The organism is Psychrobacter sp., assembly GCF_041554015.1.
Classification (GTDB): Bacteria; Pseudomonadota; Gammaproteobacteria; order Pseudomonadales; family Moraxellaceae; genus Psychrobacter.
This window is the reverse complement of the sequence record NZ_JBFFMS010000015.1, coordinates 26,990-53,921: the sequence shown is the minus strand read 5'-3', so window position 1 is coordinate 53,921 and position 26,932 is coordinate 26,990. Positions and strand designations below refer to the sequence as shown.

20 protein-coding genes and 1 pseudogene are annotated in these 26,932 nt (G+C 43.6%); 7 read left to right on the top strand and 14 right to left on the bottom strand.

The genetic code is table 11. The annotated features are described in order from the left end of the window. The 3 genes from ABYU67_RS05995 to ABYU67_RS05985 form a co-directional block, all read right to left on the bottom strand. Positions 1-846 (bottom strand): amino acid--tRNA ligase-related protein (locus tag ABYU67_RS05995; RefSeq protein ID WP_372844095.1); only part of this gene is annotated, 846 nt, incomplete at its 3' end. 309 nt (positions 847-1,155) lie between these two features. Next, positions 1,156-2,244 (bottom strand): peptide chain release factor 1, encoded by a 1,089-nt coding sequence (prfA, locus tag ABYU67_RS05990; RefSeq protein ID WP_372844094.1) that lies wholly within the window; start codon positions 2,242-2,244, stop codon positions 1,156-1,158. A gap of 242 nt (positions 2,245-2,486) precedes the next feature. Then, positions 2,487-3,632 carry a beta-ketoacyl-ACP synthase III gene (locus ABYU67_RS05985; protein WP_372844093.1) on the bottom strand — a complete coding sequence of 382 codons (1,146 nt, stop codon included), beginning with the start codon at positions 3,630-3,632 and terminating at the stop codon, positions 2,487-2,489. A 320-nt stretch (positions 3,633-3,952) separates the two neighbouring features. Here ABYU67_RS05985 and pnuC point away from each other — a divergent pair, with 320 nt between their 5' ends. Together pnuC and ABYU67_RS05975 are read left to right on the top strand one after the other, a co-directional pair. Continuing rightward, positions 3,953-4,705, top strand: coding sequence for a nicotinamide riboside transporter PnuC (gene pnuC / locus ABYU67_RS05980; RefSeq protein WP_372844092.1), 753 nt, complete (start codon positions 3,953-3,955; stop codon positions 4,703-4,705). Continuing rightward, positions 4,656-5,264 (top strand): AAA family ATPase, encoded by a 609-nt coding sequence (locus ABYU67_RS05975; RefSeq protein ID WP_372844091.1) that lies wholly within the window; start codon positions 4,656-4,658, stop codon positions 5,262-5,264. The genes pnuC and ABYU67_RS05975 overlap by 50 nt, the downstream gene beginning before the upstream one ends. Positions 5,265-5,324: 60 nt before the next feature. On the opposite strand, the gene ABYU67_RS05970 is transcribed toward ABYU67_RS05975, so the two are convergent. Next, on the bottom strand, positions 5,325-6,008 hold the full coding sequence (locus ABYU67_RS05970; protein WP_372844090.1) for a DUF421 domain-containing protein: 684 nt from the start codon (positions 6,006-6,008) through the stop codon (positions 5,325-5,327). Between the two features lie 103 nt (positions 6,009-6,111). Between ABYU67_RS05970 and ABYU67_RS05965 the strand changes: the two genes are divergently transcribed. The 3 genes from ABYU67_RS05965 to ABYU67_RS05955 all read left to right on the top strand — a co-directional run bounded on the left by ABYU67_RS05965 (position 6,112) and on the right by ABYU67_RS05955 (position 9,303). After that, positions 6,112-7,023, top strand: a complete 912-nt coding sequence (locus ABYU67_RS05965) for a DMT family transporter (protein WP_372844089.1) — start codon at positions 6,112-6,114, stop codon at positions 7,021-7,023. A gap of 201 nt (positions 7,024-7,224) precedes the next feature. Beyond that, positions 7,225-7,560, top strand: coding sequence for a hypothetical protein (locus ABYU67_RS05960; protein ID WP_372844088.1), 336 nt, complete (start codon positions 7,225-7,227; stop codon positions 7,558-7,560). 330 nt (positions 7,561-7,890) lie between these two features. Next, positions 7,891-9,303: an aspartate ammonia-lyase gene (locus tag ABYU67_RS05955; RefSeq protein WP_372844087.1), complete on the top strand. Its 1,413-nt coding sequence runs from the start codon at positions 7,891-7,893 to the stop codon at positions 9,301-9,303. A 177-nt stretch (positions 9,304-9,480) separates the two neighbouring features. Here ABYU67_RS05955 and ABYU67_RS05950 read toward each other — a convergent pair whose 3' ends face one another. From ABYU67_RS05950 to ABYU67_RS05940, 3 genes and pseudogenes are all read right to left on the bottom strand, one after another. Next, on the bottom strand, positions 9,481-9,936 hold the full coding sequence (locus ABYU67_RS05950; RefSeq protein ID WP_372844086.1) for a heme-binding protein: 456 nt from the start codon (positions 9,934-9,936) through the stop codon (positions 9,481-9,483). Positions 9,937-10,554: 618 nt separating this feature from the next. Next, the gene (gene hrpA / locus ABYU67_RS05945) at positions 10,555-14,814 is read right to left on the bottom strand and encodes an ATP-dependent RNA helicase HrpA (RefSeq protein WP_372844085.1); all 4,260 of its coding nucleotides are present in this window, start codon (positions 14,812-14,814) and stop codon (positions 10,555-10,557) included. Positions 14,815-15,093: 279 nt separating this feature from the next. Then, a pseudogene (locus ABYU67_RS05940) lies at positions 15,094-16,518 on the bottom strand (DASS family sodium-coupled anion symporter). Between the two features lie 542 nt (positions 16,519-17,060). Here ABYU67_RS05940 and ABYU67_RS05935 point away from each other — a divergent pair. Beyond that, on the top strand, positions 17,061-17,222 hold the full coding sequence (locus ABYU67_RS05935; RefSeq protein WP_011513753.1) for a hypothetical protein: 162 nt from the start codon (positions 17,061-17,063) through the stop codon (positions 17,220-17,222). Between the two features lie 78 nt (positions 17,223-17,300). Here ABYU67_RS05935 and ABYU67_RS05930 read toward each other — a convergent pair whose 3' ends face one another. After that, positions 17,301-18,110, bottom strand: a complete 810-nt coding sequence (locus ABYU67_RS05930) for an enoyl-ACP reductase (RefSeq protein WP_372844084.1) — start codon at positions 18,108-18,110, stop codon at positions 17,301-17,303. 352 nt (positions 18,111-18,462) lie between these two features. Here ABYU67_RS05930 and folE point away from each other — a divergent pair, with 352 nt between their 5' ends. Beyond that, on the top strand, positions 18,463-19,059 hold the full coding sequence (gene folE, locus ABYU67_RS05925; RefSeq protein ID WP_372844083.1) for a GTP cyclohydrolase I FolE: 597 nt from the start codon (positions 18,463-18,465) through the stop codon (positions 19,057-19,059). Between the two features lie 129 nt (positions 19,060-19,188). On the opposite strand, the gene msrA is transcribed toward folE, so the two are convergent. The 6 genes from msrA to gloB all read right to left on the bottom strand — a co-directional run bounded on the left by msrA (position 19,189) and on the right by gloB (position 26,863). Next, a complete protein-coding gene (msrA, locus tag ABYU67_RS05920) occupies positions 19,189-20,418 on the bottom strand; it encodes a peptide-methionine (S)-S-oxide reductase MsrA (protein WP_372844082.1) in 1,230 nt (409 codons plus the stop codon). 171 nt (positions 20,419-20,589) lie between these two features. Next, a complete protein-coding gene (locus tag ABYU67_RS05915) occupies positions 20,590-21,906 on the bottom strand; it encodes an iron-containing alcohol dehydrogenase (protein ID WP_372844081.1) in 1,317 nt (438 codons plus the stop codon). Between the two features lie 209 nt (positions 21,907-22,115). Further along, a complete protein-coding gene (locus ABYU67_RS05910; RefSeq protein ID WP_372844096.1) occupies positions 22,116-23,801 on the bottom strand; it encodes an ABC transporter ATP-binding protein in 1,686 nt (561 codons plus the stop codon). A gap of 31 nt (positions 23,802-23,832) precedes the next feature. Next, entirely contained in the window at positions 23,833-24,915 is a 1,083-nt protein-coding gene (locus ABYU67_RS05905; protein WP_372844080.1) for an ABC transporter permease, read from the bottom strand. Further along, positions 24,915-25,982 (bottom strand): microcin C ABC transporter permease YejB, encoded by a 1,068-nt coding sequence (gene yejB / locus ABYU67_RS05900; protein ID WP_372844079.1) that lies wholly within the window; start codon positions 25,980-25,982, stop codon positions 24,915-24,917. Before yejB ends, ABYU67_RS05905 begins: the two co-directional genes overlap by 1 nt. Before the next feature lie 101 nt (positions 25,983-26,083). After that, entirely contained in the window at positions 26,084-26,863 is a 780-nt protein-coding gene (gene gloB, locus ABYU67_RS05895; protein WP_372844078.1) for a hydroxyacylglutathione hydrolase, read from the bottom strand. Between the last annotated feature and the right edge of the window lie 69 nt (positions 26,864-26,932).

Sequence of the window (26,932 nt, the reverse complement as noted above, 5' to 3'; positions counted from 1 at the left end):
AGTAAATTCAGGATTATGACGGGTTGAAACCCCTTCATTACGGAAGCTGCGATTGATCTCAAAGACCTTTTCAAAACCACCAACCACCAAGCGTTTTAGGTAAAGCTCAGGCGCGATACGCAGATACAACGGCATATCAAGTGCATTATGATGGGTGACAAACGGACGCGCCACCGCGCCGCCTGGAATAGGATGCATCATTGGCGTTTCAACTTCCATAAAACGCTCATTCAACATAAATTTGCGAATACCGCTGATGACTTGACTGCGCATCATAAAAGTATCACGAGTCGTCTCATTGGTCATCAAATCAAGGTGGCGATTGCGATAGCGAGCTTCGACATCAGCCAGACCATGAAACTTATTTGGCATTGGGCGTAATGCTTTGGTCAATAGCTCTATCTCTTCGATATGTACGTACAAATCGCCCTTGCCAGAACGATCGATATAACCTGAGACGCCAACGATATCACCCAAATCTAGCGATTTGATGTCAGCTAACGTCTTCTCATCCAACTCTTTTCGTGCCACATACAATTGGATGCGACCTGTCATATCTTGAATAACAATAAACGCCCCACGGTTAAGCATGACGCGACCGGCGACATTTACCTGTGTTTTTTTGCCTTTGGCATCATTATCAGCAATTTCTTGTTTTGAGATACCTTCAAAAGCTACCTGTAAGTCTTGAGCATAATCTGTGCGCTTAAACGTATTCGGATAAGGCTGTTTACCCGAAGCGACGATATCATCCAGCTTGGCTTGCAATTGAGCAATCAGCTCATTGGCGTCTTCTGGAACTTGCTCTTGATTACTTTGCTGATTTTGATTATTAGGCTTTGACATAACACTCTCAAAATTATTAGATAATTAAAGGAATAAATAAAAACTATAAATAAGGAATTAATAAAATTATAAATAAAGCGGCGGCACAATCGGCATAATCATTACGCGTTTTTGATATGCAACACAATGAACGAATCAACACATCACAACCAGTACCATGCCTCTTTCAAGCGTTGATAACAGCCAATCCAACCTTGAGGACAAAACGTGCCAGCTTTTGCTGTACACGCTTTTACCTCTCATCAGCCGATAAACACAGGCCTGCTAAAAACGCATCAGGCTTATCAGCTTAAACGTGTAAATCCGTTATCAAGCACCGCCGATACTGGCCATCAAGTCCGCTTGGTGCTCACGTAATAGCGCATCAAGGATTTCATCCAAATCCCCTTCCATGATCGAATCAAGCTTATATAACGTCAGATTAATACGGTGGTCAGTCATACGTCCTTGTGGGAAATTATAGGTACGGATACGCTCCGAGCGATCGCCACTACCGACCAAATCACGACGTATAGAGTCCGCCACATCGACCTGTGCTTGTACTTTTGCTTGTTGGATTTTAGAGACCAGCATTTTCATCGCGTGCGCACGGTTTTTATGTTGACTGCGTTCTTGTTGACACTCTACCACGGTACCTGTTGGGATGTGCGTCAAACGTACGGCTGAGTCGGTAGTATTAACGTGCTGACCACCGGCGCCGCTTGAGCGAAAGGTATCCATTTTAATATCAGCAGGATTGATATCGACCGTATCATCAATCTCAACTTCTGGCATCACAGCCACGGTACAGGCTGAAGTATGAACACGACCTTGGCTTTCGGTTTCAGGTACACGCTGTACGCGGTGAGCGCCTGACTCAAACTTTAGGCGACCATAAACGCTATTACCAGAGACGCGGGTAATAATCTCTTTATAGCCGCCATGTTCGCCCTCATTGGCTGACAAAATCTCTACCGTCCAGCCTTGAGTTTGCGCATATTTTTGATACATGCGGAACAAGTCACCAGAGAAAATCGCCGCTTCATCACCACCTGTTCCTGCACGAATCTCTAAGAACGCGGGCACTTTATCATTAGGGTCTTTTGGCAGCATCATGACGTTCAGCGCCTCTTCCATCTCGACGATGGTATCGCGAGCACTGTCAATCTCGTCCTGCATCATCTCTTTCATGTCAGGATCTGTCGCGTCGGCTAGCATCGCTTCTGCATCAGCCTGATCCGTTTCTGCCCGCACATAGTTCTGCCATAAAGTGGTGATATCCATCAAGTCGCTGTGCTCGACGGACAATTCACGGAATGTATTGTTATCACTGATGACACTCGGGTCTGATAATAAGGCAGTGACCTCTTCATAACGGTCTACCATCTGGTCTAAACGCAGGCGTAAGGATTCTTTCATAAAAGGACTTTTAATTGAATAATTGGAATAAGACGGTGATTATAGCAAATTTTTGCGCTTAAATTAAAACCTCTCAGCAATCTTGTCAATATATGGACAAACTTTCCTGCTACTTACCACATATCGGCGCTTTTTTATAAAGAGTTTGAATACGGCAGCAGTCTTGCTTAAAAGTTAAGTAAAAAAATAGCCAAGAATATTCTTGGCTATTTTGGTAATTATTAAGATTTAAGGCTTAAAAACTAAACTTTACGAACGATGACTGAGCCAATAGAGTAACCGGCACCAAACGAGCAAATAACGCCCAAATCACCGGATGCAAGGTCATCTTTATAACGATGGAATACAATCATCGGGCTGGCTGAGCTGGTATTGGCAAATTCAGCGATGACACTTGGTACAATCGCTTTGTCTGCTTCTTTACCGACGACCGTACGCAAAATTAAATCTAGCATGTTGGCATTGGCTTGGTGAAGCCACATCATTTTTACATCAGAAGTTGCGATGTCATTTTCTTGCAAGTGCTCAGTAATGACCTCTGACACTTTTGGGCAGACTTCACGGAATACTTTACGACCATTTTGTAAGAATAATTTATCGGTTACTGGCTCTTTAAGGTCCGGATACATCTCTGTTTGCGCTGCCAAAAACTCTGAGCGATCCATAAAACCGTATTCGTTTTTGATATTGGTTGAAAACTGAGTAAATAGCTTAGAGTTTAGAATCTCATAGCCTTTAGGTGTATCCAGCTCTTCGACGATACAAGCGGTTGCGACATCACCAAAGATAAAGTGGCTGTCACGGTTACGCCAGTTTAGATGCGCTGAAGTAATTTCAACGTTAACTACAGCAACGCGCTTAGCAAGACCTGATACGATAGAACCATGTGCTTGTGATAGACCAAAAGTTGCCGCACTACAAGCTACATTCATATCATAAGCAAAACCGCCCACCATACCGATCGCATTTTGAATCTCGATAGAGACGGCTGGATACGTACGCTGAAAGTTTGAGCAGGCAAGGATGATACCATCTAAATCATTGGCTTCAAGTCCAGCGTCAGCTAAAGCATCATTTAACGCAGCCACGCCCATTTCTGCCATGATAGACAGCTCTTCGCCCAAGTTACGATAAGCGATAACAGGTGCCATGATATCAGGGTTTAAGATACCTTCTTTTTCCATCACATAACGTGATTTGATACCAGATACTTTTTCGATAAAAGCTGCTGATGAAGGCTGCAGTTCAGTCACTGTACCCGCTTCAATATCAGCCGCGTGCTTGGTATTATAGTTTTCAACATACTGATTAAAGGACTCTACCAGCTCTTCATTACTGATGCTAAAAGGAGGGATATACAGGCCGGTGCCTGTGATACAAGTCGTCATGATACGCTTCCTTGTCTACTACTATGGTGCTTGAAATAAGCATAAGGTGAAATAAAACCACAGTCGTCTATTTTTGGGTGAATGACTGTAAACTTAAAATAAGTGCCTTTATTATGCCTGAATAATATAATTTTTCTAATACTTTGTTACAAATAATTGGCTTCTTAATAAGAATTAGCAAAGATTGACCTCATTTTACGGCAGCTGCGCTATAATCAGCCTTGCTTACTGGTGTTATTTGCATCAATAACGGGTCTGCCTCTTGGTGGTCTACCTCTCTATTAAAAAATATCACACTCATTATCTACTTGGAAATGACAATGGTGGAACTTTTGAATTGGTTATTCGGTCAGTACGCTGATTACCCAACTTTATTTATTGCCCTAGAATTCATTGCGGTGGTCTTTGGGGTAGCAAGTGTCGTGCTTGCCAGCAAAACCAATATTTTGGTCTTCCCTATCGGCTTGGTCAGCACCGCCATATTTGTCTATCTATTGTGGAAGTGGCAATTGTTTGGCGACATGTTTATCAATGCCTATTATACCGTGATGAGTATCTATGGCTGGTTCAACTGGTCCAAAAATAAAGAGCATGCCAAGCATCAAGACCATATCAATCCTACCGCTCAGCAGAACAGTCAACATCATACCAATACTGATGAGCAAAACCTGATTGAAGTTGAGCACTTAAATAAAAAAGATGTGCCCGTATTAGCCTTGCTCGCCGCAGCGACGATGGCTTTTGTCGCCCTAGTCTATTACTTTAGACCCGTCATCAATAATAACTTTAGCTTCGACGGTGCTGAGCTTGGTATGCATCTGTTCACGTGGGTTGACTATACCGATATGTTAACTACAGCACTGTTTTTGATGGCGATGTGGCTGATGGCACGGCGCAAGATTGAGCATTGGCTCTTATGGATTGTCGCCGACGCCATCTCAGTACCGCTTTATTTTTATAAAGGTCTAACCTTTACTGCACTACAATATGTAGTCTTCACTCTTATTGCAATTTGGGCTTATTATGAATGGCAACGACGCTACCGCCTTCAATCTCACGCAGCATACGCCTAAGTCCGTCATCAAGGTTGCAGTTTTAGGCGCAGAGAGTACGGGGAAAACCACTCTATGTCGTGATCTGGCCGCGCATTTTGGCTGCCCTTGGGTACCAGAATATATGCGCACTTACCTGCAAGAAAAATGGGATAAAAAGCAGTTGACTTGTACATGGGATGACTTGCTGCCTATTGCACAAGGTCAGATTGAGTTAGAGAATAAACTTGCTCAACAAGCAATGCAAACAGCGGATAATATACCTTATCTGTTTTGTGATACCAGCTTGTTTGAGCTCATGGTTTATTCTAATTGGTATTATGGCGATTGCCCAGAAGCGCTGACCCAAGCGGCATCAGCGCATCATTATGACTTGATATTATTGACCGATGTCGATACGCCTTGGATCGCTGATGACTTGCGCGATAGTCCGCATCAGCGCGATGAAATAAGGGCTTATTTTGCTGCTCAGCTAAGGGTTTATAAAAAACCCTTTCAATCAATCGGCGGTGATAGAGAGGCGCGGATTCAACAAGTGGTCAAATTGCTAAAAGCATTTAAATTCAATAATAATGCTTAGGCTATTTTATGATCACTATTGAAGTTGAATATGGCGCCCCTTATTGTCTTACGAGCTTTATTACCTTACGAGCTTGGTATTTAAGGCTTTTGCCCAATTGCGACAGTTGTCCTCGCAGCGCCCGCATTGCTGGTTGGCATCAGAGATAAAATCTAAATAGCCGCAGTACATACAAGCGTAATAGGTTCCTGATTCTACCTGCTCAACCGCCTGATACTGTTTTGGGAAAAGTGGCAGACCATAGCTGGTGTCATCAGGTGGGTATAATAACAGACTAAAATTGCCATCCGTTTCAAGTAAACCCGTACGAACCTGACCTAAATGCTCGACCCCTTGTTGGCGCATTTCTGCAAAAAACTCATCATGTGACATCTTACCTTCTACTATTTTGTCGTATACCAGCATGCCATCTTCGACAATATATAAGGATTTACCCTCTAACAAATCTTCAAAAGGCTGATATTTCATCATGCCCCATGTACAGAGCCGATAAAGCAATATCACCGTACTCATGATTATCACTGCTTGGATAATTGGCAACTCTTTGGTAAACATCGGGTCACCTGCGATAGAGCCAAGTGATAAGATAATGGTTAGCTCAAAGATAGATAGCTGGCGCACGCCGCGCTTGCCCGTAAAGCGCAAAAATGAAATGATAAGTACAAACATGACGATGACACGTATCAGTATCTCAGCAGCAAACGCCCACGTTGTATCATAAATAAAAATACTTGCCCAATCCATAATGCTTCCCTTGTTATTATTTTTAATGATGGCATCAAAACCACTCTATTTAGAGCTGCTCTATTTTATGCAAAAACTCACTTACTAATTGTAGGAATTATTTTTGAAAGTCACGCTTTATACCCTAATTGCGTTAATAGCCTTTGCAGCAAACTCTCTGTTTTGTAGGATGGCATTAGCAGGGGGTCATATAAATGCTTGGAGCTTTACCATCATCCGTCTATCAAGCGCTGCCGTCTGCTTGAGTATGATTATGGCCACTCATGCCTACTACTTAAAACATCGTCAATTGAGACATCGTCATTCTGTTAATAAAGAGATATGGAATGAAAAAGGCAATTGGCTAAGTAGCATAAGCTTAGTGATTTATGCGCTGTGTTTCTCGATTGCCTATGTAGAGCTTGAAACGGGCACTGGGGCGCTGATTTTATTTTCAGCGGTGCAGCTCACTATGATTGGCTGGGGGATTTATAAAAAAGAGAGGTTGAGTCATGTGCAATGGATGGCGTTTATTGTCGCCATCGCAGGCTTTGTATACTTGATACTACCTTCAGCTGCGATGCCGTCATTACTGGCGGCCATGCTTATGGCAATCAGCGGTATGGCATGGGGTATCTATAGCATACGCGGCAAGACCTGTCTTTCACCCCTGCGCGCCACCGGTTTTAACTTTATCAGAAGTCTGCTAGCGATACCGATATTGTTAGTCAGTGGTTTGATCTATCAAAACATCATGGAGGTGCAGCTCATTCATGTAGACAGTATCAGCATGGAAGGGATATGGTTGGCGTGTGCATCAGGGGCAATTGCCTCTGGTCTTGGTTACAGCATCTGGTATATGGCAATGCCTTTACTAAAGAATACGCAGGCTGCCGTTGTCCAGCTTTGTGTGCCGGTACTTGCAGCAATACTGGGCATGATCATTTTGTCTGAGCCGATTACTTTGACTTTTATGATAGCAAGTACTGTCATCTTAAGCGCAGTATTGGTCTTTATTTTAAATAAACAGCAATGACACGTTAATTTTTCAAAAAACGATACCTAGTCTTTTCTGACCTAACTTCTTTCTTGGCTCAATAAAATAAAACAGTTGATTAAACCTATATATTCATAATACTATATATATAATATTCATCATATTAAATGTATTAAATCTAGTGAATAGTGGATTATTACTGTTTAGGAAGAACTTAAGTAGGCCTCAGGAGGATGGAATATGATTCGTTTAAGCTATACTCTCAAGTGTTGGGCACTAGGCATTGCTTTTTATGCAGGATTCCACGCTATTGTCCTAACCACCAACCCTGACTTTGCCAAATATAGTTATATATTAATAGTGAGCACACTTCTATTTCCGATTGCTAAGCGGGCGATTGACGTAGTGATAGACTCTATCTCGCCTCATACCGTTCTATTTGGTGGCATATTGCCTTCATTATTAATCAATATCGCTATTTGGGTTTTTACGCCTTTAATTGTAGGATTTACGCTCATTGCTTTTATACTTTATTCTATGAGTGTCATGACAGAAAATATGCGCGCTAAACATTAATTTTTATTTTAAAGAATCTACCTTTAAAAATACTCTTCTGAAAATATATAAAAGCAAAGACAAACTGTATTTGTCTTTGCTTTTTTGCTTTTATAAAACAGCCAATAATCCTAATATACGTACTTTATTATATGTTTCGCTATGTATTATCTTTTTTAGTATGTTTTCCCTAATAAATATTTACTATTAGTCACAATATAAGGCGCTTATGCTAAAATGTTGTCTATAATACTCATTTACGGCGGCATCGCCATAGTGATAACAGGGTTTTTATAAATATCACAGGTGATGCCTATTTAATTAGAGTGTTTATTGAAGGAACTTTATTATATGACAACCACTACTCGCCAAGAATACGACTTACTTGGTCATCGCGATGTGCCAGCCGACGCTTACTATGGCATCCAAACCTTACGCGCTTTTGAAAATTTCACTGTCAGTGGGGTGCGCTTACATCAGTTTTCTACCTTTATCCGTGCCTTTGCTACGGTCAAAAAAGCCGCTGCCATTGCCAATAACAAGGTTGGTGTATTAAATGATACCGTCAAAGATGCGATCGTCACGGCGTGTGATGATTTAATCGCTGATAAGTATCATGATCAATTTATCGTCGATATGTTCCAAGGCGGCGCTGGCACCTCAACCAATATGAATGTCAATGAGGTCATTGCCAATCGTGCCTTAGAGATATTGGGGTATGAAAAAGGGCAATATCAGCATGTCCATCCAAACAATCATATCAACCTTTCACAATCGACCAATGATGCTTATCCAACAGCGCTCAATGTCGCCTTGGATGACTATTGCACCCATCTGTTAGAAAAGATGGCCATACTGCATCAAAGCCTAATTAACAAAAGCATCGAATTTGCCAATCATTTAAAAATGGGACGCACCCATCTGCAAGATGCGGTACCGATGACTGCAGGTCAAGAGTTCAATGCTTTTGCTACTATGGTCAAAAAGGAGATGGCACGTATCGAGTCAACTCGTGCGCTGTTTCATGAGATTAATATGGGCGGTACCGCTATCGGTACGGGCCTCAATGCACCTGCTGGCTACTCTGAAGCAGTCGCTGAAATCTTATCTGAGCTAACAGGCAGACCTTATTATATCGCCGAAGATTTGATTGAAGCCACGCAAGATACCAGCGCCTATGTTGCTTTATCTGGCAACCTGCGTCTTTTCGCTGCGCGTTTATCAAAAATCGCCCATGATTTGCGTTTACAATCCTCAGGACCTCGTGCAGGACTGGCACAGTACCGATTACCAGAGATGCAGCCTGGTAGCTCAATCATGCCGGGTAAAGTAAACCCCGTTATCCCTGAAGTGGTCAACCAAGCCTGTTTTCATGTGATGGGTATTGATAGTGCTATCGTTATGGCTTCAGAGAACGCTCAGTTACAGCTCAATGTCTTTGAGCCTGTGATTGCGTTTAACCTATTCACCGGTATGAGCATGATGGCCAATATTTGTGAGATGTTTGCCACTCGCTGTATCGACGGCGTGATGATGAATAACGAGGCCTGTAATACGGAAGTCTTTAACAATATCGGTCTGGTCACCGCATTAAACCCGCATCTGGGTTATGAGTCATCTACTTATGTGGCAAGAAAAGCCCAAGAAACGGGTGGCCGTGTCTATGATATCGTATTGGAAGAAAATCTTATGGATAAAGAGACGTTAGACAACTTACTCTCTCCTGCTAACATGGTATATCCAAAGGTAAAACTGACGCCTTAGTTTATTGATTAGTTTGTTTGTTCAAACGTAAAAAAGCTGGGTTAGCAAACGCTAATCCAGCTTTTTTTATGGTGTTTAATTATTTGAGTAAAGTTTATAAGCTGCATTTATGCATTAGCTAAATATTGTAAAAAGTAAAGACACCAATCATTAGAGCGTAAAGCGTGCTCGATGTATTTATCCTAAAACACTTAAGCCTGCACGAGCAATACTCACGTCTTCATGGCCATGTGCGCCGCCCACACCGATACCACCAGCCACAATGCCATCGATATAGACAGGAATACCGCCCGGCATGATCAGTATATTTTCATCAAGATACCTGATGTCAGCAGCAATGCTACCGTCCGCAACGCCTTTTGCGATAACGGCTGTTTCTCTTTTTTGCGAATTGGCGGTATAGGCTTTTTTATAACTTGAGCGAATAGTGTGTACGCCAGCTCGGTGATCCTTCAAAAAGGCTAATATCTGCCCAGAACGATCGACCACGGTCACAGATACCATCAGCCCGTGTCTTTTAGACTCCATAAATGCTGCATTGACGATATCTTGTGCCACATCGCCAGTTAATAATGATATTTTTGTATCCAGTATTTCGTCACAAGAAACGCTATCCTTAGCTATAACTTTCATTTTCAATCCTTGATTTGGTTTTATAAATAATTGATGGGCTTTGCATAAGGGTTAGGCGTACGTTTAATAGTAAACGGCATCCTACCTGCGTAATCAAGTGCATTAGCCACATAGCTTAATAACTGCCTGATCACCCACGAAAAATCCGGCAAAGGGCAGATTTATTGCGGTCAAGATAAAGCCAACACCTTATACATATAGAGTCAAGGTGCTAACCAACGTAAGCGCTGACAAATGCGAAAATGCCTCTGTCAACGTAAAAGAGAGTCCTACTTTTGAGAAAACGACCACTGAAACACACTAGCGTTTGATAGTGGTTATAAATAAGCGCAGGCGTCGTTAAAATCTATTATTGACATGTCATAGCTTAGACAGTGAAGGCTTGTAAGGTATGAGCTTAGCAGCCAGTGTCTAGTAATCAGTGCCTAATAATAGCTAAGATATTTAAATACGCTGTTGAATAAGCGCTTTGATAATACGTTTACTGCTAAATAAAATGGATACGTTAGCTGATAACCTGAAACTGGTAAAAACCCCATACTCTTAGCATAGGCTAAGAGTATGGCTATAAAATATTTGATCGTTGATTGAACCCAAACCCCTACACTTGCACATCAGCTAAACCAGCTTATCCCAAATTTTCTCTAAACGTTTTGGCGATACCGCCATACGGGTTTTCATAGGCTGCGCAAACAACTGAATGCGGTACTCCTCGACCATCCAGCGGTAATCGCTGATGGCTTTATCATTAGCGCGCCCTGCCAGCCGCTCCATAGGCAAGTCTAGAGCATAGACACCATCAAGGTCAGCTTCGACATTATGCTCGAGGCGCTCGATACGAATCTCTAGCGCTTCTAGATAGCGTGGATACTGCTGCCAGTGGCTATAATCCATACGATAGACGAAATCTGCCAAATGCAAATCTGCTAGCTGATCTTCAATATCTTCAATAGACTCGCCGAATATTTCTTGATCAAGCATCAATAAGCTTTGGCGGATACGCTGCCAGCGGGTATAGACATTTTTGAGCGTTTTAATGACCGTTTGACCAATCAGCAAAAAGTTGCTTAGCACCACATCGAGCGTTTGGCTGTATTCTTCAGGAGTAAATGGCAGCTCCTCACTAAGCCCAACCGCAACATCATTCGCACTCTCAGGTAGGTCTGCCGTATGGTCAAATAGTACATAGTGCTCTTCAAGCGCTGCATCTAAAGTTGCATCAATGATGATGGTTTTTAGTTTTTCCATATCACCAAGCGGTGCGAACGCCAGCTTAAATATCTTGTCAACTTGACTGGTCAGTTGTTTTTTCTTTGCGCCAAGCTTGCCTTTTATCAAGGTTAAAACCCCGATACGGTGCGCCTGTAGGGCTGCATTAACATCGGTATATTGATGGATAGATACCGCTTCACCAGCTTCGTCCGCAACCAAAGCGGCAAACTGCTTCATTACCACCCCTGCGCTATGATGGTTTTTACTAAAGGCAAAATGTTCAGGGAACTCTGTATGCGCTCCTTGCTGCTCATTCACCGCTTGGCGCGTCTCTTGAGCATGACGAATCTGTAGCGTTTGTAGATCGCGACCCTTTTCAATGATGCGGTTCTTATTATCGACCACACAAATTTGCGGCTGCAAATAACGATCAATACTAGATGGATTAAACTGCTCTGGAGTAACTGACATAATGCCGCGGCGATGCAGCGCTTGGCAAAGCTGTTTTAATAACCCCTGCCCGCCTGCAGGCTGCAACTCATCAAACAAGCTATCGGCCGTATCAGGAATCGGTACAATTTGACGACGGATCTCTTTTGGCAATGATTTTAATAACTGCAATACCAGCTCAAAACGCCAACCGGGTACACCCCATAATAGCTCAATGGCATCAAGCTGCGGTAGCGCAACGAGCGGCACACGAATGGTTACCCCGTCATCATCGCTTGCTGGATCAAATACATAACGCAGTGGCAGCTTTAAATCACCAAGTTTCCACACTTCTGGGAAGTCACCGGTGGTTGGTGCTTGGCTATTAAGTACATCTTCATCGGTAAAGAACAGATACTTATGATCATTTTTCTCTACCTCAGCACGCCAATCTTCAAAGGTTTTACGACTGGCAATATGCTCAGGGATTTTTTTATCATAAAACTGATATAAGGATTCTTCATCGACCAATAAATCACGGCGGCGTAATTTATCCTCAATACGTTCAATGTCAGCAATTTTATCCATATTATGCTGTAAGAACGGTGCTTGTCTACCTAAATTTCCCGTAACCAAACCATCTCGAATAAATATCTCGCGCGACTCAGGTAGATTGACTTGCTCATAGTTGGTCAGCTGCTTACTGATAATAATCAGACCAAATAAGCTAATCTGCGCATAAGCTTTGACGCGTCCCGTCTTCTTCGACCAATGCGGCTCAAAGTAATGATATTTCAGTAAGTTACCGGCGGCGGAGATAATCCATTCTGGTTCAATCTTGGCAACGGTACGCATAAAGACCTGCGAGGTTTCGACCACCTCAAATGCCATGACCCACGGCGGTATTTGCTTAAATACCGTGCTGGCTGGGAATATTTTGGCTTTTTGCTGGCGAGCAGCCAAGTACTCACCGCGACTTTCAGTTTTATGAGCTATCGTAGACAACAGCCCTGTTAATAAAGCACGATGCAAATTGGCGTATTTAACCGCTTTGAGTTCTTCATCTTCAATCGCGGTAGGGTCGCTATGCGACACGTCTTTAGAGTCATTATTGTCAGCGACTTTTGCTTCATTCGCATCAGTCAGCTTAAGTTCAGTGACCATTTGTACCAGCTGGCGATGGGTTTGGTTCCATTCACGCACGCGCGGAAAGCTCAGATAGTTTTTCTTCGTAAACTGCTTACGCTGATTACCAGAGAGCTTGTTACCATCTTCATCTTTTTCAAACAATGCTTTCCATAAACTTAAATAAAATAAGAAGTCAGAGTCATCTTGACGGAATTCTGCATGCTTTTGATCGGCTTGTGTACGCTTATTCGCTGGACGCTCACGTGGGTCTTGAACCGCAAGCGCAGCGACCACGATCAGCATCTCACGGATACAATCAAAATCAGAGCCAGCGACCAGCATACGTGCCAGCCTTGGATCGATTGGCATACGTGCCATTTGCTGCCCGATACGGGTCAATTTTAGATGGTCTAAACCTTGTCGCTTTGGTTTATTGCTGACTGCTTGCTCATTTTTTTCGACAATGGCACCAAGCTCATTTAACAGTTTGTGCCCATCAGTAACCAAGCGGCTATCAGGCGGCTCGATAAAGGCAAAATCATCAACACTGCCTAGGCGCAGATTTGCCATTTGTAAAATAACGGATGCTAGGTTGGTACGTAAAATCTCAGGCTCGGTAAACTCCGGACGACCCGTAAAATCCTCCTCGCTATACAGACGAATACAAACGCCCGGTGCCACACGACCACAGCGTCCCTTACGCTGATTGGCAGCTGCTTGCGAGATCGCCTCAATCGGTAGGCGCTGTACGCGTGAGCGATACGAGTAACGAGAAATACGAGCAAAGCCCAAGTCGATCACATAACGAATACCGGGTACAGTCAATGCCGTCTCAGCGACGTTGGTGGCGATAACGATGCGACGACCGCGACCTGATGGCTGAAAGATACGCTGCTGTTCTTCATAGGTCTGACGTGCAAATAGTGGCAAGACTTCAGTATGCTTCGGTCCATGACGCTCAAGTACTTCTTGTAGCTCACGAATCTCAGCTTCTGTGGCAGCAAATATCAAGATATCAGCTTGGTCGGCATGACCCTTGTTTTGTGCATCACTAAAGCATTCTTCTACCGCAGCAACGACCGCTCGAGGTAGATTCTCCTCAAAGTCGTCGTAGCTATCATCATCCGAGCTGGTTACCGGCTCATCAGTTAATGGACGATAGCGCACCTCTACTGGGAAACTTCGTCCTTCAACATTAAAAATAGGCGCAGGTAGATTTCGTTTAAGTTTATTATCATAGCGGCTAAAGTACTCACTAAAGCGTTTGGTATCCAGTGTTGCAGAGGTAATAATGACTTTTAAATCAGGACGTTTGGGTAATAGCTTTTTTAGATAGCCCATAATAAAGTCAATGTTTAAGCTACGTTCATGGGCTTCATCAATGATAATAGTGTCATATTTACTTAAAAAGCGATCATGACCGAGTTCAGCAAGCAAGATACCATCGGTCATGAGCTTAACGACAGATTGCGCTGTACCTTGCTCATTAAAGCGAATCTTAAAACTGACGGTATGACCAAGCTGCTCGCCCAATTCTTCAGCGATACGGTTGGCGACACTGCGCGCTGCCAGTCTTCGCGGCTGTGTATGCCCTATTTGCCCACGTATACCACGTCCTGCTAGCATTGCCAATTTCGGCAATTGAGTGGTTTTACCTGATCCGGTCTCACCCGCCACGATAATAACTTGGTTATCGATGATACCTTGAACCAAGTCATCAGCGCGTTGACTCACGGGCAGATCAAGATTCAGCTTTTCTGCCAATTTATCTGGAATGCTATCCATACGCGCCTGCACTGCTTGCTGTGAGCGCGTTTTTAATTGCTCGTATTGGGCGCGTTTTTTAGCTAGTCCATCTTCTGCTTTATTATCAGAATCCTTCTTGTCTCTCTTATTGCTAGCCACAGTAGCCCGTGCCAGCTCACGCTCTAAGCGGCTAAGATAATACTCATCTTTTGCAAGTACAGGTAAATGAGTAAAAGAAACAGCATGCTGATCATCGCCGCGCTCTCTTACCCCCTCTTTCTGCGTACTCTTTGTATCAGCATTCAGGTTTTCTACTTGTAAAGGTTGGCTTTTTTCTTGATGTTCTTTTGAAGTATCAGGCATATTTACTTAGGCTATTTATTGTTTGGAAGTGGTTAGATTATGGGGGTATTGTCGCTATGATTCAAGCTGCTCGTCTATGGTATCGACGGGCATTAGTGCTAATTATGCCACTTATTTTTCACTTCGGGTCAATGGTTAATGGCTATTGATATCTGCTACCAGCTCATTCAAAGATATGATGATTAGCAAGTAAAAAACCAACTAACAAATGAAAAACCCAATGTTCAAGAGTGACTTAAACATTGGGTTTGTTCGGTTATAGCTGACTGCTTTTAGCAGCTATAGCAAGAAAAAATACGCCCACAAACCTATGATAAAGGTAGAAATAATATTGAGTATGACACCCACACGTACCATCTCCGTTTGCTTAATAAGACCTGTTCCAAAGACAATGGCATTTGGTGGCGTGGCAACTGGTAGCATAAAGGCACAAGACGCACCGATACCGATAATCATGACCAATACTGCAGGTGGCAGACCCATTTGCTCCGCAATGGCCGCAAACACAGGGACTAACAAGGCAGCAGAAGCGGTATTAGAAGCAAACTCTGTCAAGAATATAATAAAGGCTGCAACTGCCAGTACCACAACGATAAGCGGTGCCGAAGACAGGCCATTAGCAACTGCTTGACCAAGTACCAATGAGGCGCCTGAAACTTTTAACACCGTTGATAGCGCGATACCACCACCAAACAACATGAGCACGCCCCAATCGGTATTGTCAGACACTTGCTTCCATGAAACCAATCCTAAGCTGACCACCGCTGATGCTGCTAACAGTGCCACAATAGAATCAACATCCTCGATATTAAGAGCCGCGCCAATTTGCTTTGAGAGTATCCAGCTTAGCGCTGTAATGATAAAGACAATAATCGTCAGTACACGTGGCTTATTCCATGCAATAGCCTCATCGTCTTCGTTCAGCGTAACCTGACGGTTAAGATTGGGCTTGAGGAACACATACATGGCACCGAGCAATAACGGCAATAGCACCACCATCATTGGAATACCAAACTTCATCCAATCGACAAACGCGATATCGAGCGCTTTAGCAGCAATCGCATTGGGCGGTGAACCAACGATCGTACCCAAACCACCAAGACTTGCAGAATAAGCAATACCCAATAGTACGAACACAAAAGTGCCACGGTCTTTTTCGCGGTCAACCTGCGTTAGAATACCTAGTGCCAGTGGCAGCATCATCGCAGCGGTCGCAGTATTTGAGATCCACATTGATAAAAATGCGGTAACCCCAAATATCAAAAAGACTGCATTTCTCAGATTGCCACCTGACATGGACAAAATCTTAAGCGCAATTTTTCTGTCTAATTGCTGCACATGCAGCGCTGCTGCTAGTGCAAAGCCGCCAAAGAACAAATAAATAATTGGGTTGGCAAAGCTTTGCAAGCCGATTTCAGCATCGAAATCTGGTAAACCAATCAGCGCTCATATTACTACCACCAATATCGCGGTGATCGTCACATGGACCGCTTCGGTTAACCATAAAACGCCGATAAAGAACAGCATAGCGAGGCCTTTATTGGCACTGATATCATACGGCAACACGTTGTAAATAAACAGACTGATCACCACCGCAATGGCGACAACTACCAACCCTTTACCGGTCCCTTTTGGGAAGGTATCGGTAAATAAATACTCATTGCCATCGGTAGGAATATGGCTATCTAGTTTTTTCTCTGACATATAATGTCCTTATTGTACCCAAAGACGGTGTTAAAAATGATAAGCATAAAGGCGTATTTTAGTAATGGCTCATAGAGTGCGTTCAGTATGAAAACAATACAGCGGGACTGGGATAAACTTTATGCAGCTTTTATTAGCGTAGGTACAGCACGCTAGAAAATCTCTATCAGTGCCGCGTCAAAATATGACGTATCTGTTTTGTTTGGTATCGACTGTGGCTTTAGCGCTACACTTAATGACCCACTTACCAAAATAGGGTCACATGATAGCAGAAATATTATCCACCAAAATAATATCAATATAGATATATTAAAAACCTTGTTCGACATACAGCCTTCATCTCATCTAGCTACAACCTATTGGCGCTGTAAATTTACTTTTAAATTTATTTTAAAGTACCATTAGCTAGGTTGATACAAAGTTACATACCGTCACTAAATATGCTTATATCTTCCCTGTACAACTCATAAGCGGTATCCCATAATAAATTGGTTAAGAAATTTTATAACAAGAAACTTTATAACAATAAATAGGAGCCTCTCATGGCAGATGACAATAAGACTGACTCAACGACGAAAATGGCGCCAAAAGACATCAACCAAGATGGCTTGGCAAAAGAAGATCAGCAGCGTACTGACGACTCTGCGTTAGACATGATGCAAGGATTGCATGAGCACGAGGACCATAAAGAAGACGATCAATAATATACAGACTTGATAAAAAAAGGCAGCCAATCGGCTGCCTTTATTACGTCTCAATAGGGCTGGTGAAAAATCACCTTATCACTCTTTTGGCTCATCAAGCATCATGAGTTGCTCGCTGATGGCAACCGTATTAAAGCCTGCATCAACAAACATAATCTCACCTGTGATACCAGATGCCCAAGGTGATAGCAAGAAAAGTGCCGCATTAGCGACTTCAGTTTGCGTAATATTGCGTTGTAGCGGTGCAATTTTTTCACTGATATCTAGCATTTTACGGAATGACTTGATACCACTTGCCGCAAGCGTACGGATCGGACCGGCAGAAATCGCATTGACACGAATGCCCTCACCGCCCATAGAAGTTGCAAGGTAACGAACGCTGGCTTCAAGACTCGCCTTTGCCATACCCATGACGTTGTAGTTTGGCAATACTGAAATACTGCCTTCATAAGTCAATGTCAACATTGAGCCATGGCGCAGCGCAAGCAGCTCACGCGAGGCTTTTGCTAATGCCACAAAGCTATAGCTTGAAATATCATGAGCAATGCTGCTGCCTTCGCGGGTGGTAGCATTGACAAAATCCCCATCAAGCTGATCCATCGGTGCAAAACCAATGGCATGTACTACGCCATTAATGCCATCGCCCCAATGGGCAGCAACTTGCTCAAAACACGCAGCAATAGACTCATCTGATGCCACATCACACTCGAGGACTAAGTCGGCCTCAAATGCTTCAGCTGCCATATCTACCCGTTTTTTGATTTTATCATTAGGATAAGTCAAGATTAATGATGCGCCTTCACGATGGAGTGCTTCAGCAATTGCCCAGGCGATAGATAGTTTGCTAGCGATGCCTGTAACGACAAAACGCTGTCCTTGTAATAGCATAACATTTCCTTTTAAGTCGATTTAGATGTTAGATTATTTTTAATAGTTGGCTAAAAACAGTGAGTGGATGTAGCAATTAAAAGATGAGTTATTATACACGAATTGATTTAAGTAAACAGTCGTAAACTGTATTTGCTTACACTGTATTCATGCACAGACTCGCTCAATAATACCACCTAATATTGATAAAACGGTGAACTACTGACCACAGTAGTATGAAGTTAATCAGATTTCGAGTATAATCACAGCCCTCCCAGCTTGCACAATTTTTATCATAATCCTTTACAACCGTTGTTTGTAACCAAGGATTTAGCGTTAAGCTACACCCACATTTTGGATGGCTGCCAAACTTATGAGCAATACTGTAACCATAGCATCAGATTACCAAGAAAGCATCGAATCCTATCGCCAGCTTATCGCCTCAACGGGTGAGGACTTGCATCGTCCAGGGCTTGAAGACACACCAACACGTGCTGCCAAAGCATTTGCGCATTTGACCAAAGGCTACCATCAAAGCCTAGATGAAGTCGTTAATGACGCTCTATTCCCATCGACCAACCGTGAGCTGGTATTGGTACAAAATATTGAATTTTATTCTTTGTGTGAGCACCATATGCTGCCCTTTCATGGGGTCGCACACATTGGCTATTTACCAAATGGGCACGTATTAGGCTTATCAAAATTTGCCCGTATCGTCGATATGTTTGCTCGTCGCTTGCAAGTTCAAGAAAATCTAAGTGAACAAATAGCGCAGACGATTATGGATGTGACAGGCTGCCGCGGCGTGGCTGTGGTTATGGATGCCGCTCACATGTGTATGATGATGCGCGGCGTCAATAAGCAGCACTCTACTACGCGCACAATGTCAATGTTAGGTGAGTATGTACATGACAATCAAGCGCGCAATGAATTTTTAAGTGCGATACCTAAACGCCAACCGGCATTTTAATACGCTAAAAACGTAAAAATAGAGCATTAAAAAAGGATACCTATGAGGTATCCTTTTTTGATGCAAGCTATCCACTATTTTCAGTCATTATACAATAATGAAAAGCTATTAAAGGTAGTCAAACAATACCTAGCTAGCTGATTTTACATCATCAATCCATTTGCCATAACCAGCCGCCTCCATCTGCGCCAATGGAATAAAGCGCATCGCCGCTGAGTTCATACAATAGCGTTTGCCCGTCGGTGCTGGACCATCATCAAATACATGGCCGACGTGCGAATATGCATAACGACTACGAATCTCGGTACGGGTGCCAAATATGCCTCTATCGGCCTTTTCCACCACCAAATCAGCATTCAATGGACGCGTAAAACTTGGCCAACCGGTGCCAGAATCGTATTGATCTCTAGACGAATATAAGGGCTCACCTGACACCACATCGACATACAGTCCAGGTTGTTTATTATCCCAGTATTCATTATCAAAAGCGCGCTCTGTACCGTCTTCTTGAGAAACCTTATATTGAATATCACTCAGTGATTTTTTTAGCTCAGCTGGTGTCGGCTTTACAAAGGTATCTGGATTAAACCCTGTGGCAGCTTTAGTAGCTGATGCATTGTTTGATGATAGCTGTGCGCTATCCGCCGCCGGTTTAAACTGGCTAAAATCTAATTCATAGTCTTTACCATAGACACTTTCGATAAACTGGTAACGACCAGAATTGAACGTATACGCCTTATAACGTAGTGGATTCTTTTTGTAATAATCCTGATGGTACTCTTCTGCTGGATAAAAGTCGCTAGCAGGAACAATCTCAATTACAACAGGCTTCTTGTAGACGCCTAAGTTTTGTAGTGACTGCTTAGCAGCTTCGGCTATCTGCTTTTCTTGTGCATTATGATAAAAAATAGCAGGACGATACTGCGTACCGCGGTCTACAAACTGACCCTTGTCATCGGTAGGATCCGCAATGCGCCACAATGCCTGAACGAGACCATTATAAGTAATCTTTGCCGGGTCATAATAGATTTGCGCTGCCTCAGTATGTCCTGTACCACCTGCTGATACAGTACTATAAGTTGGATTGGTCGATTGACCGCCAGTATAGCCTGAGACCACCTCTACAACGCCCGGTATTTTTTCATAACCAGCTTCCACGCACCAAAAACAACCACCAGCGACCGTCGCGACTGCTAAATTTGGATCCGTAGGCGCATAAGGATTGTCGATGGCAGTATTTTTCACAGTGGGCGTATTCTCGGTGGCAGCACACCCAACATAAAGAGCACTGCTCGCTATGATGACCATACCAACTACTTTAGCGGTTAGCTTATCTATCGTTAATAATTGGCGTGTCATAAGATGTCCTTAGAAATAATATCCTCTCATTACTCTAACCCTTAGGTATCACCGAAATATTCCCAAATTGTTATATATTTACAATTGCTTTAAGGATTTAAATAAATAAAGCCTATTATCCTCTCGGACATAGGCTTTATTTATTACTAAACCACCAATGTGGCCTTATAACTATGCAACCTTTTCTTTATCTCCATCTACACCCCCATTGGCACGCTCATCACCAGCTTGCTGAATCTTGGTTAAGATAGCCTTGATTTCAGAGGCTGAGAGATACGTTGGTACCGCATAGGTATCACTAACTTCTTTTGCCGCTGCTTTGGCGATGCTATCAAAATCACTGCTTTGCATGCCTTTAACGGTTGGATCAATATTCAAGGCAGCAATCAGTTCGCGTACTTGCGCGATAAGATGATCGGCAATGTCGCTATCGCTCTTGTTAGCTTGTCCCGATTTTACCATGCCAGTTTTACGAGCCAACGCCGCCAGTCTTTTTTTGCATCCTTGACGATTGACATCCAGCACGTAGGGCAACACGATGGCATTGGCGCGACCATGAGGAATACCATAATACGCCCCTAACTGATGTGCGATAGCATGGACGTAGCCGAGACCCGCTTTATTAAAGGCGATACCGCCGTAGTGAGCGGCAATACCCATCTCTTCACGGGCTTTTAGATTAGCGCCATCTTTATAAACCAGCGGTAGGTTTTGCATCACAGACTTGACCGCAGAGGCCGCATAATAGTCGGTCTCGACGCTGGCATTGGCACTCATCCAAGCTTCAAGCGCATGTGTCAACACATCGATACCCGTATCCGCTGTGATATGAGCTGGCATACCTTTCATAATCATCGGGTCAATCGCCGCTGCCAATGGCACCATTCTTGGGTCGATAGACAGCGCTTTTTGATGGGTCTTATCATCTGATACCACCGCGCCCAAAGTCGCTTCTGAACCTGTACCAGCTGTGGTCGGAATACAATAAAGCGGAATCGAAGGCTTTCTGGCTTTAAGAATGCCGATAAGCTGCTTTGGCTTGCAGTTATTGCCTTGTGACATCGCAATCATCTTAGCCGCATCGATGACCGAACCCCCACCAATGGCGATAATGGAGTCGCACTTAGCATCAATAGATTTGCGTAGGCCTTCTTCGACAACTTTAAAAGTAGGGTCTGGGGTAATGCCATCATAGACTTTATAACTGATGTTTTTTTTATCTAGATAATCTGTGACTTTAGCAGGAATACCAAGCTTATTTAATACCGCGTCGGTGACGATAAATACATTGGTATGTCCTTCATTAATGAGCATGTCACACAAATCCTCGCAAGAGGTCTCGCCAACGAATAACATCGGTCTTCTAATAGGGACAACGTATGCAAAGGCTTTTAGGACTTTGGCGCGCGTCTTAGCAATGGCTAAATAACCGGCATGTTGTAAGCCTGTGCTATTTACCAATTTAGAAATGGTATTTTGTTTTTTCATGGCTATAAAAATCCTTTTTGAATAATTCTAATACGAGCAATAACGATACCTTACCTCAGCAAATCATCGCCGCTTCTAAAATAAAAATACTGCGTCAGCATCTACATAAAGCAAACTACTGTTTAAACTTATTGTACCACCGCCATTTTTAGGATGCCGTGTTTATTATGAACTACTATGTTCTGATTGTTTATTTCTGACTGCCAATACTAACTGATATCTGCCTGTAATAACTGCTGAGCATATGGATGCTGTGGATGATTAAACACCTCTTCAGTACGGCCACCCTCAATACACTTGCCTTCTTTTAGCACCATAATATGCTGACATAAAGCGCGCACCACTTTTAGGTCGTGACTGATAAACACATAGCTGATTTGCAATTTCTCCTGAATCTCTCGTAGCAAGTTAACCACCGTCACCTGCGTGGTGCTATCAAGCGCGGAGGTCGGCTCATCGAGTATCAATAAACTCGGCTGCATAATGAGTGCACGCGCAAGAGCCACGCGCTGACGCTGTCCGCCTGACAATTCATGCGGATAACGCTGTGCAAACTCAGCTGGTAGATGTACAGTGGCGAGACTGTCCATCACTGCCTGCTGGCGGGATATTTTATCAACGCCTTGTACAAGCAGTCCTTCTTCGACGATTTGCATCACCGTCATACGCGGATTGATACTGGCAAAGGGGTCCTGAAATACCATTTGAATCTGTGAGCGAAAAGTACGCAGCTCACATTTTGATAATAAAGAAATATCTTGTCCGTTGACCAGTATCTGACCACCAACACGTGCTTGGTTGCTAAGCAATTGACTTAGGGCAAGCGCTATGGTCGTCTTGCCAGAGCCTGATTCCCCAACAATGCCTAATGCTTGCCCTTTTGTTAGGGTCATATCGACGTTTTTTACCGCATCGAACCAGCGCTTAGTGCCGCCAAACAAACTTTTTTCAATCGGGAACTGTACTTGTAGGTTACTGACTTGCAATACGGCGGGCTGCTGACTTTGATCATTATCATTATCATCAACTAAACTTAGCGCTTGCCCAAAGTCTTGTGCGATTAGCGAGCGGGTATATTCAGCTTTAGGCTGATCAAACACACGAATGGTATGCCCCTGCTCAATCGTCTGTCCTTGACGCATTACGATGATGTCATCACTGTAGCGCCTGACCAGATTAAGATCATGGCTAATCAGCACCATCGCCATATTGTGCTGACGCTTAAGAGCATTTAACAGAGTAAGGATCTCATGTTGTAAGGTAACATCAAGCGCGGTGGTCGGTTCATCAGCGATTAAAATATCAGGCTGCTGTGCCAATGCCATGGCTATCATTACCCGCTGACGCTGACCACCTGACAGCTCATGCGGATAGCGGCTCAGCTTATCAATAGGATCGGTAATATTGACATCATCTAATAAGGCAATAGTTTTTTCGCGCCACTGCTTTTTGGGTACGCCGCTGAGTCGCAAAGATTCTGCGATTTGCTTGGCGACGGTGTGTAGCGGGTTAAGTGCCGTCATCGGCTCTTGAAACACCATACCGATACGCTGCCCGCGAATAGCTCGCAGCGCAGTATCACGTCCTTTTTTATTGGCAATTGGCAGCGGGTTCATACCTGTAGAGCTTGCTAGCTTTACTTCACCGCTAATGGTTAAACTGTCTGGCAATAAGCCTAATAACGCAAGACTTGCAATGGACTTACCCGAGCCTGATTCACCAACGATAGCAAGGGTTTGTCCTTGCCTGAGCGCATAAGACAAGTTATCAACCAAGGTTACGCCAGTATGGGTAACAATGCTCAGCTTATCTACGGTCAGCATCAGCTTATTTTGGCTATAGCTATCATTTAAATGGGCATTTTGCTCAGTAGCACTTTGCTCAGTAGTCGTCATATTAGCGTTTATCATCTTATCAGTTGTCATATCAGGAGCGCCTCGGGTCAAACGCATCACGCAACGCTTCGCCAACGAAAATCAGCAATGATAAAATAAAGGTCAAACTAAAAAATCCAGATAATGCAAGCCAAGGCGCATCGAGATTGTTTTTCCCTTGTACCATGAGCTCACCAAGCGATGGTGAACCCGGTGGCAAGCCATATCCTAAGAAATCTAATGCCGTTAAAGCGATAATATTGGCCGTCAATATAAATGGTAGCTGCGATAAGCTCGACGCTAGGGCATTAGGCAAGATATGCCTGAGCATAATGTGACTGTCTGCTGCCCCAAGATTACGCGCGGCTCGTACATAGTCAAAGTTGCGCGCCCGCAAAAACTCGGCGCGTACCAAACCAACCAGCCCCATCCAACCGAACAATAACATCATCGCAAACAGCATAAAGATACTGGGGCTAAACAGGCTGACCAAAATAATAATCATAAATAGCTGCGGCATCCCGCCCCAAACCTCCATAAAACGCTGCCCTGCCAAGTCTATCCAGCCACCGTAATAACCTTGTATCGCCCCAACGATAATACCAATCAAAGCGCCCGCAAGCGTCAATGCTAGGCCAAACAGTAATGACACCCTCAACCCATAAAGTATGCGTGCCAGTACATCACGGCCCAAATCATCGGTGCCAAGCCAGTTCTGGCTATTGGGCGCTGCTGGATATGGAATACCCAGCTCAACGTTTGGCGTCTGATCGGCAAAGGGAATGGGCGGCATAATATAAAAACCCTGATCGTTAATCAGCGTTCGTACCGCAGGGTCTTTATAGTTGGTTTCGGTCTCAAACACACCACCAAACGTCGTTTCAGGATAGGCTTTTAGGACGGGAAAATAATAACCGTCCTGATACTGCACCAGCAGCGGCTTATCATTGGCAATCACATTGGCTGCCATACAAATGACAAATATCAGCGCAAAAACAAACAGCGATATGACGCCAAGGCGATTTTGACGAAAACGGTTTAGACGCGCCTGCCAGATAGGATTTAGGCGACGTTTTTTTTCTAGTGCAATAGAAGGCACAGTTGAGGGCGCTGAAGGTGATGGATGACTTGACATTAGCGCCCCTCAAAATCAATACGCGGATCAATTAAGTGATAACTTAAATCACTGATTAGCTGCAATAACAGTCCAACCAAAGTAAAAATAAACAGCGTCCCAAATATCACCGGATAATCACGCTGCTGAATGGCCTCAAAACCGAGCAACCCCAAACCATCAAGCTTAAAGATAATCTCAATCAAAAAATTACCAGCAAAGAAAATACCAACGATAGCCGCTGGAATGCCAGCGATAATAATCAACATCGCATTACGAAAAACATGCCCGTACAAAACTTGACGTGCGCCTAAGCCCTTTGCTCTAGCGGTGAGCACATACTGCTTACCAAGCTCCTCTAAAAAGCTAAACTTGGTCAAATACGTTAAACCCGCAAAACCGCCAACGGTACTTGCCAGTAGCGGCAACGCCAAATGCCAAAAGTAATCTTTCACTTTACCAAGCGTACTTAATTGATCGAAGTTCTCTGAGGTTAATCCTTGTAGTGGAAAGATATTCCAGTAGCTACCGCCAGCAAAGAACACCAATAGGATAACAGCAAATACAAAGACGGGTATCGCATGGCCGATAGCCAGTAGCATAGCAGTAAATTTATCAATCCCCGAGCCATGGTGCATGGCTTTATATACTCCAAGTGGTATCGCTATCATATAAATCAGCAAGGTGCTCCAGAGCCCAAGCGAGATAGATACTGGCAGCTTTTCTATAATAAGGTCAGTCACCGTCTGACCTTTAAAAAACGATTCTCCAAAATCCAGCTTGGCATAATTTTTTAGCATGAGCCAAAAACGCTCAGGTGCTGATTTGTCAAAGCCGTATTGGGCGTTAATCGCTGCAACCATCTCCTCAGACAGACCGCGGGTACCTTGATAAGCACTATTATTTCCCGCACTGCCCGCACCAATATTACCGCCGAGTGCATTGTCTTTTGCGCTTTGTTCAATAAGCGCCAGCTGCTGCTCAACAGGACCACCAGGCGCTGCTTGTACAATGACAAAGTTCGCCAGCAATATCAAAAATAGCGTCGGTAATATCAGTAGTAACCTTTTTAAGATATAACGACCCATAATGGCGGCTTCCTAATAGTAAGTATGATGGCAATAATAAGAATGCACAGCTGATAACTATTGATAACTATCAAAACGTCAATCCAAGCCTTCAGTAACCTTTAAAAGTTATTTTTAAGCTCACGTAGCGCTGCAAATACGGTCAAAGACTTATCGTCATCAATAGCGACTTTAGACTTCACACCTGCCAGCACACTTGGCTCTTGCGTGCGCAAAAACACATTGACCGCGCGCTCATCTTCTAACGTAACAGGAAGCGTTGGAATACCTTGGGCGGTTTTGTCTTTTGCTTGTGCTAGAGCTTGCTGCATCGCCTCATTATCAGGCTCAATCGACAATCCAAAATGCAGATTACTCGCGGTATATTCATGGGCTGGATACAGCAGCGTCTCAGCTGGCAAGCCATTTAAGCGCTTAAAGCTGTCATGCAACTGCTCAATCGTTCCTGTAAATACGCGACCGCAGCCAGCACTAAACAAGGTATCACCGCAAAAGCAGTGCTTAAGACCATCGATATCTAATATATAAGCCACGTGACTTGCGGTATGCCCTGACACATCCCATACTTGCGCCGCGCAGCCCCAAGCGCTTACCGTACTGCCATCTTTAATGGTCTGATCTTCATCGACATTGTGCTCAGTATGCGCGACCAGATGCGTCATCGGATACGACTCTTGTAACTCTGCAACGCCGCCGATATGGTCATGATGATGATGCGTAGTCCAAATAGAGGTCAGCTCTAACCCATTTTCTTCTAAATAAGCAACGACTGGTGCCGCTTGACCCGGATCAATGACAATGGCTTGTTTATTACTCTCATTAATTAATGTCCATATGTAGTTATCATTGAACGCGTTAATGGGGTGAATACGAATACTCATACTAAATCCTTACCAGTGGTTATCTTTATTGCCAATGTCTTTTATTAAATTTTAAAGTCAAACAAAAGG